The sequence below is a fragment of the Nitrospirillum iridis genome, assembly GCF_014205765.1.
Classification (GTDB): domain Bacteria; phylum Pseudomonadota; class Alphaproteobacteria; order Azospirillales; family Azospirillaceae; genus Nitrospirillum; species Nitrospirillum iridis.
Window position 1 is genome coordinate 32,307 of sequence record NZ_JACIIZ010000024.1, and the last position, 16,445, is coordinate 48,751.

A 16,445-nucleotide genomic window follows, 5' to 3' on the forward strand; every position below is an offset into this window, starting at 1 on the left:
GGATGGGTTGGGTTGCTTTCCTACACCAAGGTATAGGGTAGGGACTCTTAAGACAATATTAATAAGAAAAGATTCACAAATAGTACCACCAAAGGCCACGTTTCAGTCTTGTGAACGCGTTTGCAGCGTAATTTATAAGTATTTATCCGGTTTGTTTAACTAAAATTGTTCCTTATTTAGTGGGTGATGTGTCGATCCCGATCCGTTATCGGGTGTGCTGCCGGGGCGCCACCGGCTCCCGAGGCAGGATGGTTTCTCCGCAGGACCCAAGGCTAAGTGCGGGGTTCCTTATGAGAATCGCTCAAGTGGCGACGCCGGACGCGCGTTGGGGACAAAAAAAGCGGCCCAGCCGCGAAGGCTGGGCCGCTGTGAAGGAGGGCCTGACAGATCGGGAGTGATCAGTGGTGGGCGTGGGCCAGGCCGGCGTCACCGTCGCTGATGCCGATCTCCACGTTCTGCATCATGCCCTGGTCCTCGTGGTCCAGGATGTGGCAGTGCAGGACGAATTCGCCGATGTACCGCTCATACCGGGTGCGGACGATCAGACGATAATAGTGCACCGGCGGGTTGGGGTTGGGCTTGAGGTCGGGCGAGCCGAAGGCGCTGAGGTTGGTCTTGACCCACAGCGTGTCCTTCCAGGCGCCCTGCAGGCCGGCGAATTGGGTGTCGCCATCGTCGTCCACCGCGCCGGGCAAGCTGACGTCCCGGCCCTTCTCGTTATAGATGTGGACGATCTGGAAGGGGTTCACATGGATGTGGAAGGGGTGGCTGACGCTGTACGAGCGGAGTTCCCATTGCTGTGCCCTGCCCAGCACCAGCTTGCGGTCGATTTGCTTCGGATCATAGGGCGCGGTGCCCTTGGGTACCCAGTTCTGCCCGTCGTACTGCACCATGTCGAAGTTGTTGGCCACGGTGAACTTGGTCGCGTCCAGGCCGTTGTAGGGCTGCTTGTTGGGATCATCCGGCACGCCCGGCCCGAGGTAGAACACCATGTGCTCCTCCGGCATGTCCTTCAGCACGCCATCCTTGGTCTGGTACTTCAGTTCGTCTTCGGTGATGGTGGGGTGGGGCACGAAGCGGGTCAGCTTGATGGCTGGCTTGCCGCTGCGGTCCTTGGCCGTCAGGTCGCCGATGATCTGGTCGCGCACGTCGGGCCGCATGTTGCCGCGAGCGGACACCACCAGCGTGTCCACCAGTGTCTGCGTCGGGTTGGCCGTGCGGGTGCCGCCCCGCACGGTGACCACCCCCAGCAGGCTGCGTAGCGTTTCCGAGCGGCTGACCGTGGCGGCGGAACTCATGGCGCCTTGGGTCATGCAATAGTTGCCAGGTTCCGGGAACACCACCAGCAGGTCATAGCGATACCCCGGCTGCAGCACGGTGTTGGTGTTGGTCAGGGTGTTGCCCATGGTCAGGCCATCGGCGGCCACCACTTGGTAGGGCACGGCGGGGCCGGTACATACCGTGTCGATGAATTTGCCCGTGGCGTCCTTGGTGGGCCGCGCGGTGGCGGCGGTGGTGTCCACCATCTTGTGGAATTCCACATTGATGGTTTCGCGCACACCGGCATGGATCAGGCGCCAGCGTTCCACCGTGCCGGCCTGGGCGTCGGTGAAGGTGGGCATGATGACGCCGTTGATGCTGGTCCAACGGCCCGACATCGCCCAGCTGCCGGGGCCGAATTCGTCGCTGGTCGGGGGGTTGCTTCCAGGGGGGTTCTGGACCGCGTCATACGTTTCGATGATGCCGGTCTGGTTGGCCTCGCAGGTCCAGGTCGGCTTTTTGTTGGCATCCAGGCAGTAATATTGAATCTGCTGGAACACCAGGGTCCGCTCCTTGAAGGGCTGACCGTTGGGCGCCACCAACAGGGTATCCAGATCGCCGTTGACCTCGGGCGTGGGCTTGCGGTCGCCGCGGATGATCAACGCGCCGGCCATGCCGCTGGCCACCTGCAGCGCGGTCGATCCATGGTTGTGCGGATGGTACCAGAAGGTGCCGGCGGGGTGGTCGGCCGGGATGTTGTATTCGTACTGGAAGCTGACGGTCGGGTTGATCGAGATCAGCACGTTGTCGCTGTTGCCCGTTGGGCTGACCCACAGGCCATGCGAATGCAGGTTGGTGTGGTTGAAGCAGTGCGGCTTGTTTATGTTCGGGGAGCCGCAGTTCTCTTCCCTGGGCAGATCGTTGTGCAGGGTGATGCGCACGGTGTCGCCGGGCGTCACGTCGATTTCCGGCGCGACATAGGGCGTGCCCGGTGAGACGCCGGTGCCGACGTAGCTGCGCAGGTACAGGCGCTGAAAGCGCTGCTGACCGGGATCGTACAGGGACCCCTCGGAGTATTTGATGTGCAGGTCGAAGGCGCGCTCCTTGCCGGCGTGCGGCTGGGGCGCGGTCGCCAGGCTGACGGCGGAGGGGGCCTTGGGCAGGCCGGGCACGGTGGCCGACCCTTGCGCCGGTGCCGTCTGCGGCAGGGATGGCGGGTTGGCGAACGTGCTCTGCGCCGCCGCCGGCTGGGCCGTCGCCGCCCCCAACAATGCCAGGCCCAGGGTCGCGCCCCCGGCCCACCGCCAATTCATGGACGCGCCGCGCGTCGAATGCCATTGCATGCTCTACCCCCTTTTCGCGGCCCTCGCCGCCCTCTGGTTGAGTTGTTGGCGGCAATCTAGCAGATGTGGGGGTGTGTTACACTCGTTTAGCGAGTGATGTTACGGCTTATGCGCTCATGAGATGTGATCGGCTTGTTAACGGTTCCTTGGGAAAGGCTGTCGTCGATGGCCAGCCTGGGGCTACACTCGTTCTTCCAGCGATCAGGAAAGGCAGCCCGATGACCGACCCTCTCTCCGATTTCATCCGCGGCCTGCCCAAGGCCGAGCTGCACCTGCATATTGAAGGCAGCCTGGAACCGGAGCAGATGTTCGAGTTCGCCCGCCGCAACCGCGTGGCGCTGCCCTTCCGCACGGTGGAGGAGGTGCGGGCGGCTTATGCCTTCACCAATCTCCAGGACTTCCTGGACATCTATTACCAGGGCGCCCAGGTCCTGCGCACGGAAGAGGACTTCCGCGACCTGGCGCTGGCCTATTTCCGGCGGCTGGCGGCCGATGGCGGGGTCCATGCGGAGATCTTCTTCGATCCCCAGACCCATACCGACCGCGGGATCCCCTTCCAGGTCGTGGCCGATGGACTGCTGGCCGGCATGGCGGCGGCGGATGAACTCGGCATCTCCTCCAGGCTGATCCTGTGCTTCCTGCGCCACCAGGACGAGGATGCCGCCTTCGCCACGCTAAGGGCGGCGGAGCCCTACCTTGACCGCATCACGGGCGTGGGGCTGGATTCGTCGGAGGTTGGCAACCCGCCGTCCAAGTTCGCGCGGGTGTTCCAGGCGGCCCGCCAGCGCGGGCTCAAGCTGGTGGCGCATGCGGGCGAGGAGGGGCCGCCGGATTATGTCTGGCAGGCGCTGGACGTCCTGGGCGTTGACCGGCTGGATCATGGCAACCGCGCGCTGGAGGACGACGCCCTGGCCCGGCGGCTGGCCGACCAGGGCACCACCCTGACGGTGTGCCCTTTGTCCAACCTCAAGCTCTGCGTGGTTCCCAGCCTGGATGCCCATCCCCTGGGGCGCATGCTGGACCTGGGGTTGCGGGCCACCGTCAACGCGGACGACCCGGCGTATTTCGGCGGCTATCTGCTGGACAATTACGTGCGGGTGGCCGCCGCATTGGATCTCAGCCGGGACCAGCTGGTCCGGTTGGCCCGCAACAGCATCACCGGATCCTTCCTGGATGGGGAGGCCCAGGCCCCCCACCTTGCCCGGCTGGACGCCCTGGCCCTGACCCCGGCCTAGGAAACGGCCGAGGAAACGTACGGCGGCGCCTTACAGGATGGGCGTCGCCGCCACCGCCCCCAGCGTATGGTCGTACAGCACCTTGGCGCCGATGGCGATCAGGCCCAGCCCACCCGCGACCTCTGCCCAGCGGCCCAGCACGGGCCCCGCCGCGCGGCCCAGCATCACCCCGCCGAATGCCATGGTGAAGGTCACCAGGCCGATCAGGGCGATGGTGGTGGGCACGTCGACGTTCATATAGCCCAGGGTGATGCCCACGGCGGTGGCGTCGATGCTGGTGGCGATGGCGGTCAAGGCCAGCGCCAGGGGCGAGTGCCGCTCCGTCTTGGGCTTGTCCTCGGCATCATCCTTCAGCGCCAGCCAGGCCATGCGGCCGCCGACGACCAGCAGCAGGCCGAAGGCGATCCAATGGTCGTAGGCCTCGATATAATGGGCGAAGGACAGGCCCAGGCCCCAGCCCAGGATGGGCGCCGCCAGCTCGAACAGACCGAAATAGGCGCCGACGCGGGCCGCCTCGCGCATGCCGGGGCGGTTCAGGCTGGCGCCCTTGCCCAGTGACGCGGCGAAGGCGTCCATGGACAGGCTGAAGGCCAGGGCGAAGGACGTGGTGATAGGCATTGAAAACCTCGGAGATCACGCGACAAGGCCAGGCAAGCGACAGCAGCAATGCGCGCCCGGCCCGGCCTGGGCGGACGCGACATGCCACTGGTCTCGCCAGCAGCCCGCCATGACGGCGGGCTGGTCGCACGCGCCACGGGCCAGTCGGACGGGACGCCGGTGGCCCAAGTGTGTTGACGCGGCGCCCGCGCGCACCAAGGCGGCGGGCGGCTACTCCCCAATGATGGGCGCTGCTTAGCGGGGATGGGGGGCTGTGTCAAGCGCCGCCGGCCGATGGTAAGGACGCGGCCAACCCTTGATGTTACCGGTAACTTCGGCAACAGTGGCGCCGAAAACGATTACAAAACCGGGTTGGGAACGCTGTCATGTTGGAAATCTCCGTGATCATACCGGGGCGACGCGCCCGCCTGACGCTCATCACCACTGCCCTGGCGGCCCTGTCTTTGGCCGGGTGCCGGGCCGACATCCCGCGGCAGGCGGCGGCGCCGTCCGCCATGGCCCCCGCCGCCGGGCCGGCGCTGGCGGGTCAAGCGTCCTACCGATGGAAGAACGTGCAGATCGTGGGCGGCGGCTTCGTCGACGGCATCCTCTTCCACCCCACCGTGCCCGGCCTGCGCTACGCCCGCACCGACATGGGGGGCGCCTATCGCTGGGATGAGGGGACCCGGCGCTGGGTCCCCCTTCTGGATTGGGTGTCCTATGCCGACACCAACCTGATGGGGGTGGAAAGCATGGCGCTGGATCCGCGCAACCCCGACCGGGTCTATCTGGCGCTGGGCACCTACACCAACCCGCTGGCGCCCAACGGCGCCATCCTGCGCTCCGACGACCGGGGGCAAACCTTCCGCCGCACCGACGTGCCCATCAAGTTCGGTGGTAATGAGAACGGCCGCGGCAATGGCGAACGGCTGGCGGTGGACCCCAACGATCCCGACACCCTCTACCTCGGCACCCGTCATGACGGGCTATGGGTCAGCCACGATGGGGCGGCCAGCTGGAGCCGCGTCGCCGCCTTCCCCGACGTGACGGAGGACCTGTCGAAGGAGGGGGCGGCCGGCGTCCCCCCCTGGGCACGCGGCGGCGCCGGCCTGGTGTTCGTGATCTTCGATCCGGGGAGCGCGCGGCAGGGTGGGAGGGGCAGCGGCACGATCTATGTCGGCGCCTCGCTGAAGGGCCGGGATAACCTGTTCCGCAGCACGGACGGTGGCAAGACCTGGGCGCCGGTGCCGGGCCAGCCCACCGCCAACCGCCCCACCCGCGCCGTGCTGGCCGGCGATGGCACGCTCTACCTTTCCTACGGCAGCAGCCCGGGCCCCACCCGTATGACCGATGGCGCCGTGTGGAAGCTGGACACCAAGCGTGGCGAATGGACCGACATCACGCCCGAGAAGCCGGACGCCGCCAAAGGCCTGGCTTTCGGCTACGCCGCCGTGGCGGTGGAGGCGCACGACCCCCGGGTGGTGATCGCCAGTTCCTTCGGCAGGCGCCGCCAGCCGGGGGCCAACCCAGGCGTGGGCGAGGACATCTTCCGCAGCCTGGACGGCGGCCGGACGTGGAAGACGGTGTTCGGCGGCCCCCAGGGCGACGGCCGGAACGGCGGCGTCTATGACTACAGCCTGGCGCCCTATGTGAAGCCCACGCCCATCCACTGGCTGTTCGATATCGAGATCGACCCGGCCAATCCGGACCATGCGATGTTCACCACCGGCTATGGCGGGTGGGAGACGTTCGACCTGCGCGCCGTGGACCGGGAGCAGGCCAGCCATTGGCAGGTGATGAGCACCGGCATCGAGGAGACGGTGGGCATGGCCTTCAACAGCCCGACCCAGGGCGCGCCGCTGATTTCCGCCATCGGCGACTATGGCGGGTTCGTGCACTGGGACCTGGACAAGCCGGCGCCGGAGGGGGCGGCATCGCCGCCGCTGTTCGCCAACACCGACAGCGTGGTGTCGGCGCCGCTGACACCGGCCGTGGTGGTGCGCGTGGGCATCCACGATGAACGCTATCCCGCCCCCAACATCGGCTATTCGCTGGATGGCGGCCGTAGCTGGCAGCCGGCCGGGATGCCGACGCCCGAAGCCCAGCGCGGCAAGGTCGCGGTCTCAGCCGACGGGGCCACCTGGGTATGGACGCCGCAGGGCGCCCAGGAGGGGCTGGTGTCGGGTGCCTACGTCACCACCGACCGGGGGGCGACCTGGACCTCGGCCCAGGGGGTGCCGGACGGCGTGCGGGTGATCGGCGACGCCGTGGACCCCAACACCTTCTATGCCCTGTCGCTGTTCGACGGGAAACTGTATGTCAGCACCGACCGCGCGGCCCACTTCCAGGCGCGTTCATTCACCTTGCCCAACGGCCTGCCGACACCGGCGGCGGCGCGCAACGGCCGGGGCGATCCGCGTGGCGGCCAGGATGCCCTGTACGCCACGCCCGGCGCCCGGGGGGACCTGTGGATCGCCGCCTTCGACGGTCTCTACCACGGCACGGCCGCCGGTGGCGCCTTCGCCCGTGTGGCTGGCGTGGAGCAGTTGCACGCCTTCGGCTTCGGCCAGCCGGCTCCGGGGGCCGGCATGGCGGCGCTCTACCTGGTGGGCACCATTGATCGCCAGCGCGGCATCTTCCGCTCCGACGATGCCGGCCGGCACTGGGTGCGGATCAACGATGACCAGCACCAGTGGGGCCTGATCCTGCAGGTGTCGGGCGATCCCAAGCGGTACGGGCGTGTCTATGTGGGCACGCATGGCCGCGGCATCGTCTATGGCGATCCCAAGTAAGGGAATTATGCGATAGTCCAAGTGGTTAGTGTCTTTCGGGTTGGCCGGCGGACACTAAAATCGATATCGCTTGCATCTCTGTCATTATAGGGTGGGGTCCACGAGCCAGGACCCCATTCCATGCCGACCCGATCGCCCCTTCCACCCCCGTCATCATCCCCGCCTTCGCCCCGGGCGGGATGGCGGCATCGCCTCGGCGCCCTTTTCCGGCGGCGGCTGGGCGAACCCCGCTTGTGGTGGAACGTCAGGCGCAAGCGCTTCTGGGTGCTCCTCCTCCTGGCGCTCTATACCTTGGCGGGCTTCGTCGTGGCGCCGCCGCTGCTGCGCTGGGAGATCGTGCGGCTGGGTCAGCGGACCTTTCAGCGGCCGGTGGCGCTGGATACCGTGCGCGTCAACCCCTACGCCCTGAGTGTGGAGCTGCGCGGCTTCCGCCTGACCGAGGCCGACGGTTCCGCCCTGCTGGGGTTCGAGCGGTTGTACGTTCGCCTGGCGCCAAGCGGCCTGCTGCACTGGGCCTTGGGCTTCGGCGAGATCCGGCTGGAAGGACTGAAGGGCGCCTTCATCCGCTATGGCGCGGCCGACACCAACGTCGGGCGGATGATCCAGGCCGCCGCGCGGGGCGGCGGCGCGGCCGAGCCCGAGGCGAAAGACCAGGGCTTGCCGCGCCTGCTGGTCCACCATCTGGCCGTCGTGGACGCGGCGGCGGACTTCACCGACCAGGTGCCGGCCACGCCGTTCAAGACCACGGTCGGCCCGGTGAGCGTGGAGTTCAATGACCTCAGCACCCTGCCCGAACGGCAGGGACAGCAGCATATCCAGGTTCGGCTGGAAGGGGGCGCCACCCTGGACTGGACCGGCAAATCCGGCTTGAACCCCATCGTGTCGGCTGGCCATGTGGCGGCGCGGGGCCCCTATCTGCCGCTGCTGGCCCGCTATTTCGGTGACGCCCTGCACGTCGCCGTGCCCACCGGCACCGTCGCCGCCGACCTGGATTACCAGGTCAGCCGCCGGCCCGATGGCGACTACGCCCTGGCGGTCAACCGTCTCAGCCTGGCGGTGCGCGACCTGGCGGTGCATGAGACGGGGGCGGCGGCGCCCTTCCTGTCCGTGCCGGATTTGCGCCTGAGCGGCGGCCGTCTGGCCTGGCCGGAGAGGCGGGCGGGTGCCGACAGCCTGACCGTGGATGGCTTGGCCCTGGCCCTGCGGCGGCGGGCGGATGGTCGCTTCGCCCCCCTGCCATGGTTGGCGGATGCGGCGGCGCCGGTGGCCGATGCCACGTCCGCCGCCGATGCGGGGCCCCCCTGGTCCGCCACCCTGGACAAGGTGGAGATCCGCAAGGCCAAGGCGACGGTCGAGGACCAGGCGCTGCAGGAACCGGCGCGGCTGGAGGTCACGCCCATCGACCTCACCCTCGAGAGCCTGAGCAACCAGGCGGGAGCGCTGTTCCCCGTCACCCTGGCGGCGGGGCTGTCCACCGGCGGGCAGATCAAGGCCCAGGGCGAGGTGTCGGTGCTGCCGGCCCTGCAGCTGCGGGCCAAGGTGACGGTGTCCGATCTGCGCCTGGCCGCGGCCCAGCCGTATGTGCGTGAGTGGGCGCGGGTGGACATCACCGACGGCCTGCTGGATGGGGAAAGCGACGTGACGCTGAAGCCCGCCGATGGCCTCACCATCGCCGGCAAGGGGGAGGTGCGGGCGCTGGCGGTGGCGGAGCGGGGGGGCGACACGCCCGTCGTCTCCTGGGACCGGCTGGGTATCGACCAGTATGAGTACCGCCAGTCGGCCAATGATCTGCGGATCTCGCAGATCACCGTGGCATCGCCTTACCTACGCCTGCAGGTGGCGGCCAACCAGAGCACCAATTTCAGCCACCTGTCGGTGACGCGGGAGAAAGCGCCGGCGCCCGCTTCGCCGCCGGCCGCACCGCCGGTGGTCAGCGTGGGCAGGGTGCTGATCACGGCGGGCAAGGCCGACTATGGTGACGCCTCGCTGCCGCTGCCGTTCTCGGCGCACATCACCAACCTGCAGGGGGAGGTGGCGGCCCTGACCTCCGCCCCCACCTCGTCGACACGGCTGGCGCTGCGGGGCCAAGTCGGCGATTTCGGCGAGGTGACGATCAATGGCCACCTCATCCCCTTCGATCCCGGACGGGCCACCAATGTCACCATGGTGTTCCGCAACGTCGAATTCCCCGGGCTGTCCCCCTACACCGTGAAATTTGCCGGCCGGCGCGTGGCGCAAGGCCGGTTGGACGTCGATTTGCGCTACGTGATCGATGGCGGCAAGCTGAATGGCGCCAACCGCGCCGTCATCCGTGACATCAAGCTGGGGGAGAAGGTGGCGGTGCCCGGCGCCTTGGACCTGCCGCTGGACCTGGCCATCGCTCTGCTGAAGGATGAGGAGGGCAGGATCCATGTCGACCTGCCGGTCAGCGGCGACCTCAAGGACCCGCGTTTCGATATCGGTAGCGTCATTTCCAGGGCGTTCGGTACCTTGGTGACCAATCTGGTCACCGCCCCCTTCCGGGCGCTGGCGGCCCTGTTCGACGGGGCGGATGCGGACAAGCTGGAGCATATCGATTTCGCTCCCGGCCGCGCGGACCTCGCCCCACCGGAACGGGAAAAGATCCTTCACCTGGCCCAGGCGCTGGCCGCGCGGCCGCAGTTGGCCCTGGTGGTGCCCGGCGTCACGGCCCCGGAGGTGGACAAGCCCCAACTGCGCCTGGACGCGCTGGACGCCCGTCTGGCCCACGATCTGGCGGATCATTACACCCTGGAAGGCCAGCGCGCGCTTTTGGAGACTTTGTTCGCACAGCGCATTGGTCCGGACCAGCTGCCCCCCTTGCGCCTGTCCTTCGCCCCCGCGCCGGGGGAGACGGCCGCGAAAGCCCCGGCGGCCCCGGTGGTGGATGAGCCCAGCTATGTCGCGGCGCTGCGTGAGCGGGTGGCCGCCACGGAACCGGTGGATGAGCGGACCTTGTCGAATCTGGCCCAGGCGCGGGCGGCGGCGGTGGCCGGCGCCCTGGCCAAGCTGGCCCCCGCCTTGGACGCCCGGCGGGTCCGCCTGCAGCGCGCCACCGTCGCGCGGGCGACTGATGAGGGCCTGGTTCCGCTGAAGCTGGACGCGGCCAGCGCCGGCGATGGCGATTAGAGCAGGTCGCCCGAAGCGTGAAGCGGCTCGCGGACAGACCCAGCGATAGCCGGCTATGGCGCCGTGGCCGGTCAGGAAGCGGCCGCCGCCCCGCCGGCCAACGGCGCGCCCTCCGCCACCAACTCCACCACGCAGCCCGGGTTGTTGTCACCCACCCGGGGCGCCAGGCCGTGCAGGCGGGCGATGGCGGCCACCAGACTGAGGCCCAGGCCGGTACCTTCCAGGTGGCGGGTGCGGTCGGACCGATAGAAGCGTGAGAAGACCAGGTCGCGTTCGTGCGGGTCGATCCCGGGGCCGCTGTCGGCCACATGGATGACGGTGGCGCCGTCCCCCGCGCGCGGGCCCAGCGCCAGGGTCACCCGGCCGCCGGGCGGTGTGAACTTGAGCGCATTGTCCACCAGGTTGCCCACCGCCTCCATTAGCAGGTCGCGGTCGGCGAACAGCGGGGGCACCGGCGCCACCGTGACCGTGAAGGAGATGTCCTTGGTTTCGGCGATGGGCTGGTACAGCTCCTCGATCAGCAGGATGACCTCCGCCGGGTCCAAAGTGGCGAACCCGAGGCGGCGCTTGCTGTTCTCCAACTCGCGGATGCGCAGCAGCGCCGTGATGACGGCCAGGGCCTGGTCCAGTCCGCCGATGGCCTTGCCCACCGTCTCACGGGTCTCATCGGCGTCCATGTCGCCCTTGAGGGTCCGTTCCAGGCGGGCGCGCACACGGGTCAAAGGGGTGCGCAGGTCGTGGGCGATCTCATCGCCCGTCGCCTTGATCTCGCCCATCAGGCGCTCGGTCTCATCCAGGATGCCGTTGAACAGGATGGACAGGCGGTCCAGCTCGTCCTGCGGACCCGCCCCGGCGATAGGCAGTCGCTCCTGCATTTGGCCGCCCATGATGCGTTCCGCCGCGCGGTGCACCGCCTTCAGCCGCTGCTGGGTCCGCCAGGCCAGGAAGATGCCGGCGGCTAACGCCAGGGCCATGGCGGGGATGGCACCCATGGTCAGGGCATGGACCACCACCTCGCGCAGGATGATCATGTATTGGCCGTTGCGACCAATGACCAGGATGTTGCCGTTGGCGATGCGCAGGGCGGCCAGGCGCACGTCGATGGCCCCCATGGCCGGCAGGTCGGTGCGGGCGGCCCGCACCACGTGCACCTTGCCGTCGATGGGCAGGCCGGCCGGCACCTTGTCCAAATTGCCGGCGATAGGGTTGCCATCGGGCGCGAACAGGGCGGCATAGCCCACACGGTGGAAATCGCCCGTCACATGGGTGTTGATCAGCGCCAGGATCGCGTCCTGGTCCTCACCGGCCAGGGTGCGCGCGTCCTCGGTGATCAGGGTGTCGATGCGGTTGGTCTCGAACACCGTCGCCCGCCAATAGATGAAGGCGAACAGCAGCAGGGACGAGCCGGCGAAAAAACAGGCGAACACCAGGGCCAGCCGGAAGCTGGTCGTGCGCGCGATCTCACTGAGGTTCACGAAGAACGAACCCCACGTTGCGGATGTTGTAGATCATGGGGAAGTCGCCGGGCGCGTCCACCTTGCGCCGCAGCTTGCCGATGTGGACGTCCACCAGGTTGGTCTGGGGCGAAAAGCGATAATTCCACACGTCTTCCAGCAACATGGCGCGGGTGATGACCTGGGCCGGGTGGCGCATCAAATATTCCAGCAGCTTGAACTCGCGCGGCAACAGTTCCACCGGCCGGCCGTCGCGGTGGGCCTCGCGGCTGATCAGGTCCAGCTCCAGCGGTCCCACGCGCAGCCGGGTGGTGCGCGGCTCGGCTGGGCGGCGCAGCAGCGCCTCCACCCGGGCGGCCAGTTCCGACAGGACGAAGGGCTTGGTCAAATAGTCATCACCGCCGGCCTTCAGGCCGCGCACCCGCTCATCCACGTCATTCAGGGCGCTGAGGAACAGCACCGGCACACGCACCTCCTCGGCGCGGAGCTGGCTGATGACGGACAGGCCATCCAGCTCGGGCAGCATACGGTCCAGGATCAGCAGGTCGAACCGGCCGTCGCGCGCGCGCTCCAGTCCCACCCGGCCGGTGTCGGCGTGGCTGATCATGTAACCGCGGTCTGACATGTCGCGGATGATCTCGTCGGCGGTTTCTGCATCATCCTCGATCAACAGGATGTGAGCTTTGCTGGTCACCGGGGGCCATCCCTGTTCGTCGAACGTTTCGATGTCCATCCGTCTGATCCGTTGTCACCCGTTTGCCCAGGGGCCAAGCCCGCCGGAGACGGCGGTTTGGCGAACCCCTGACCATCCCCCAAGGACGGCCCGCAGACAACCACCAAACCGGCGGGTGCGGCGCTCAGGGCGGGGCGAAAAACGGGTGGCAGCGGCCCACGGACAGCGGGCATTGCCATGGGCAACATCCGCCTAATGCGGTAGGGACGCCAATTAAAATGGCCGATGGATTTCTAAAAAAAATTATAATTTGGCCTATCTGGGCGCCGTGATACGCCACTAGCCTGTAGTGGTCCGAGGTCAGGTTTTGTTCCGAAGGATAGCGTGATATCGAGGCGTTATTTTATATCGATACCATGGCATATATCTCGTTAATTTTTCATATTAGTGATTTCCTATTAGGTGGATTTTTCTATCATGTAAACCATTGTTTTATTTTCCGGATGTATTGCACAAGTTAGGACATAAAATTGGTTTTAATAAATAAACTAAGCTTTAGTTGATGGCCGAGTCGGTGCCGGTAACATGTGGCCCATCAGTCATTCACTTGGCGGTTGGAGTGGAAAATGCAGCGTATACTGAGGAATTCGAAGATTGGGTGGGGTGGTTTGGCCTTATTGGTCTGTACGGGTGTGGCGGTCGGTGCCCACGCCGCGTCCGTGCCCGCCGCCCAGATCGATACGGTGAAGCGCGTCTGCCGCGACACCATGGGTCTCGCCGCGCCCAATACCGACTATGTCGCCTGTGTGGACAGCCTGACGGGGTCGCTGGCGGAGGCCGCCACGAACCGGGCCCAGGCCGCAGCGGACGTGGCCGGCCAGTCGGCGTGCGGCCAGCAAGGTCTGAAGCCTGACACACCGGACTACGCCATGTGCGTCCTGAATTACCGAGACAAGACGCTGGGCACCCGCCCCGCCCACGTCGCGTCCGCCCAAAACCCGATCGACATCACCGGTGGGAACTAAGCCATGACCCGCACCATCGCCCTCAGCCCCCGTTTGGCCGCCATCCTGGCCGCTGCCACCTTGGTCGCCGGCATCGGCGGCAGTCTCGCGGCGTGTGCCGGCCCGTCCTTCGCGACCCAGCGCCTGGCGCAGGAGAACCGGGCCTGTGCCGAGGTGGGCTTCACCCCCGGCACGGGGGAGCACAACCGCTGCGTCGACAATCTCGACGCCGCCATGACCCAGACCATGCTGCCCATCAACTAAGGCAGTCCTGATTTCGGTGGTGCCCCGCACCTTCAATTGGGGCACCGCCGAACGACCCGGGCGACCCCCGCACTGTCGCCCGGGTCCCAGGCGCGCCCCACCGCCGGTTACGTCCCCCAACAGAATCCGGCGGTTGGTCTCGTTTTCTCTGACAGTAATATAGCAGTATATCTCGATATATGGCCGAACTGTCGCCGGTTAAGTACGGTTGTCTCGCTCCATAAGATCTTAAAAGCCAATTTAGTTATCTAAATTATCCTTTAGTCGACCGCCACATTTCTTCAATCGACAACTGCTTTAAAGGGCCATCGTGCCCATTCGGGTGCGGATAAGAAGCCAATTCAAAAGATGGGAGTGGACAGCAATGTCTATTGAAGCGCGGCACGGGGGTAACCTTTCGCCGCAACAGATCCGGACCGGCCGCACCATTCCGCGCGCCGTCCTTATGACCTCGGCCTGCGTCGCCCTGACGGGGGTGGCCCTGATGGGTGGGGTGACGGCCGCCCACGCGGACGACACGGCCACGACCACGAAGCATAAGAAGGCCGCGGCCACCGTCGCGACCGCCGCCACGCCCACCCAGGTGGTGGCGACCCAGGCGCAGATCGACGCGCTGAACAGGCAGATCCAGGCGCTGCAGACGCAGTTGCAGGCGCTGGCGACCCAGCAGGACACCAACGCCAAGGCGGTGGTGGAGTCCCGCGCGGCGGCCGAGAAGGCGGCCACCGCCGCCACTCAGATCGCCCAGCAGCAGAAGGTGACCGACCCCAACGACAACGCCCTGCGCCTGGGCAAGGGCGTGAAGCTGACCTTCGGTGGCTTCATCGAAGCGGCCAGCATCTACCGCTCGCGCAACATGACCGCCGACGTGGGCACCCCCTACGCCAGCATCCCGCTGAAGAACTCCTCCAACTACGACCGGGGTGAGTTCCGTGGCAGCGCGCGCCAGAGCCGCGTGACCATGCTGGCCGAAAGCGACGTGGGCCCCGACACCCATTTGGGCGCCTATTTCGAGGCGGACTTCCTGGGTGTTGGCACCGCGTCCAACAGTGGTCAGAGCAACAGCTATGTGCCGCGCCTGCGCCAGGGCTACATGACGGCCGACTGGAAGGACGCCGGCTGGCACCTGCTGGCGGGCCAGTCCTTCAGCCTGGTGACGACCAACAAGTCGGGGATCGATCCGCGCACCGAAGCGCTGCCCATGGGGCCGGACGCCCAGTACGCCGCGGGCTTTGACTGGACCCGCAATTGGGGCGTGCGTGTGGTCAAGGATTGGGACCGGAAGTACTGGCTGGGCGTGGCGCTGGAAAGCCCGCAGGCCGCGATCACCGGGTCGACGTCGCTGGTCAGCGCCAGCTACACCAACACCGGTGGCTCGCTGCTGAACAGCACCGCGAATTACTCCACCGACATCGCCCCCGACCTGGTGGTGAAGTTCGCGGCCGAGCCGGGATGGGGCCATTACGAGGTGTTCGGCCTGGCGCGTGAGTTCCAGAGCCGGGTGGCTGGCGAGAACTACACCGAGACCGGCTTTGGCATCGGTGCCGCCGCCATCCTGCCGGTGGTGCCCAAGTATGTGGATGTCCAACTGAGCACCATGGCTGGCCAGGGCGTCGGCCGCTACGGCTCCTCCAGCCTGCCCGACGTGGCCGTTTCGCCCTATGGCCACCTGTCGCCCATCACCGAGGTCACGGCCATGGCCGGTGTCATCGGCCATCCCAACACCGATTGGGACCTGTACGCCTACTACGGTTTGGAACAGGCCGACAGCAAGGCCTTCACCGTGGCCGGCAAGGCCTACGGCTACGGCAACGGCCTGGCGGTCAACACCGGTTGCTACACCGAGAACTCCTCGCTGGCCTGCACCGGCAACACCCGCTCCGTCCGCGAGGCGACCGCCGGCTTTTGGTGGAAATTCTACCACGGCAACATGGGCACCATGCAGTTCGGCATGCAGGGCGAATACATCCGCCGCGACATCTTCCAGGGCGTCGGCGGCAGCCCCAGCACCGACGACACGGTCGTCTACACCGCGTTCCGCTACTACCCGTTCTGAGGTTTCACGCCGGCCCGGCCCCCCACGTGGGGGCCGGGCCTTTCCCCGGGGCCCGCGCCATCATGAAAGCTTGATGGGTGGGCCCGTCCCTGAAGAAAGGAGCACGATCATCATGCCGGACAAAGCGACCGCCAAGACCAAGGACCGCCCCGGGGACCAGCGGGTCATGACCACCTTCCGCCTGGAACCGGACCTGCTGCGGCAGATCAAGATCCGCGCGGCGCTGGATGGCACCAGCATCAACGCGCTGATGGAGCAGGGCATCCGCCACATCCTGCGCATCAACCGCGAGAACGACGGGTTCGTGCGCCGCTTCATCATCTTCGTGGCGGAACTGAGCCCGGCGGAAATGCAGCGCCTGGGTGCCGGCATGGATGACATCGTCGTGGATGCCGGCGGCGGCGACTTCTACCTGTGGGCCCATGGCCTGCGCCGCGCCGACGGCGACCGCACGGTGTTCAACAGCCATACCCTGGCGGATGCCGCCCTGTCCGCCCGCCAAATCCGCCAACACCTGCTGGATCACGCCGATGCCCTGGTGAATGCGCCGCAGGGCGAAATGGTCCCGGCCCGCGCCGGCCGCGCATAGGCGGCTGACGGCACCCTGCCGCCCCATCCCT

General features: G+C 67.0%; 11 protein-coding genes. 7 read left to right on the forward strand and 4 right to left on the reverse strand.

Going from position 1 to position 16,445, the window contains the following annotated elements; genetic code table 11:
• Positions 1-398 precede the first annotated feature (398 nt).
• Positions 399-2,603, reverse strand: a complete 2,205-nt coding sequence (locus FHS74_RS28240) for a multicopper oxidase family protein (RefSeq protein ID WP_184807606.1) — start codon at positions 2,601-2,603, stop codon at positions 399-401.
• Positions 2,604-2,821: 218 nt separating this feature from the next.
• Between FHS74_RS28240 and FHS74_RS28245 the strand changes: the two genes are divergently transcribed.
• The gene (locus tag FHS74_RS28245; protein WP_184807607.1) at positions 2,822-3,838 is read left to right on the forward strand and encodes an adenosine deaminase; all 1,017 of its coding nucleotides are present in this window, start codon (positions 2,822-2,824) and stop codon (positions 3,836-3,838) included.
• A gap of 30 nt (positions 3,839-3,868) precedes the next feature.
• On the opposite strand, the gene FHS74_RS28250 is transcribed toward FHS74_RS28245, so the two are convergent.
• A complete protein-coding gene (locus FHS74_RS28250) occupies positions 3,869-4,456 on the reverse strand; it encodes a manganese efflux pump MntP (RefSeq protein WP_184807608.1) in 588 nt (195 codons plus the stop codon).
• A gap of 365 nt (positions 4,457-4,821) precedes the next feature.
• Between FHS74_RS28250 and FHS74_RS28255 the strand changes: the two genes are divergently transcribed.
• Complete coding sequence (locus FHS74_RS28255) at positions 4,822-7,227, forward strand: exo-alpha-sialidase (protein ID WP_246463432.1); 2,406 nt, start codon at positions 4,822-4,824, stop codon at positions 7,225-7,227.
• A 120-nt stretch (positions 7,228-7,347) separates the two neighbouring features.
• The gene (locus tag FHS74_RS28260; RefSeq protein WP_484549475.1) at positions 7,348-10,374 is read left to right on the forward strand and encodes a DUF748 domain-containing protein; all 3,027 of its coding nucleotides are present in this window, start codon (positions 7,348-7,350) and stop codon (positions 10,372-10,374) included.
• Between the two features lie 71 nt (positions 10,375-10,445).
• On the opposite strand, the gene FHS74_RS31240 is transcribed toward FHS74_RS28260, so the two are convergent.
• Together FHS74_RS31240 and FHS74_RS28270 are read right to left on the reverse strand one after the other, a co-directional pair.
• Positions 10,446-11,849, reverse strand: a complete 1,404-nt coding sequence (locus FHS74_RS31240; protein WP_184807610.1) for an ATP-binding protein — start codon at positions 11,847-11,849, stop codon at positions 10,446-10,448.
• Complete coding sequence (locus tag FHS74_RS28270; protein WP_211106598.1) at positions 11,836-12,561, reverse strand: response regulator transcription factor; 726 nt, start codon at positions 12,559-12,561, stop codon at positions 11,836-11,838. Before FHS74_RS28270 ends, FHS74_RS31240 begins: the two co-directional genes overlap by 14 nt.
• 632 nt (positions 12,562-13,193) lie before the next feature.
• On the opposite strand from FHS74_RS28270, the gene FHS74_RS28275 reads away from it, so the two are divergent.
• The 4 genes from FHS74_RS28275 (at position 13,194) to FHS74_RS28290 (ending at position 16,414) form a co-directional block, all read left to right on the forward strand.
• On the forward strand, positions 13,194-13,526 hold the full coding sequence (locus FHS74_RS28275) for a hypothetical protein (RefSeq protein ID WP_211106599.1): 333 nt from the start codon (positions 13,194-13,196) through the stop codon (positions 13,524-13,526).
• A gap of 3 nt (positions 13,527-13,529) precedes the next feature.
• Positions 13,530-13,769, forward strand: coding sequence for a hypothetical protein (locus FHS74_RS28280; RefSeq protein WP_184807612.1), 240 nt, complete (start codon positions 13,530-13,532; stop codon positions 13,767-13,769).
• A 364-nt stretch (positions 13,770-14,133) separates the two neighbouring features.
• The gene (locus tag FHS74_RS28285; RefSeq protein ID WP_184807613.1) at positions 14,134-15,825 is read left to right on the forward strand and encodes a hypothetical protein; all 1,692 of its coding nucleotides are present in this window, start codon (positions 14,134-14,136) and stop codon (positions 15,823-15,825) included.
• A 112-nt stretch (positions 15,826-15,937) separates the two neighbouring features.
• Entirely contained in the window at positions 15,938-16,414 is a 477-nt protein-coding gene (locus FHS74_RS28290) for a hypothetical protein (protein WP_184807614.1), read from the forward strand.
• Positions 16,415-16,445: the final 31 nt, after the last annotated feature.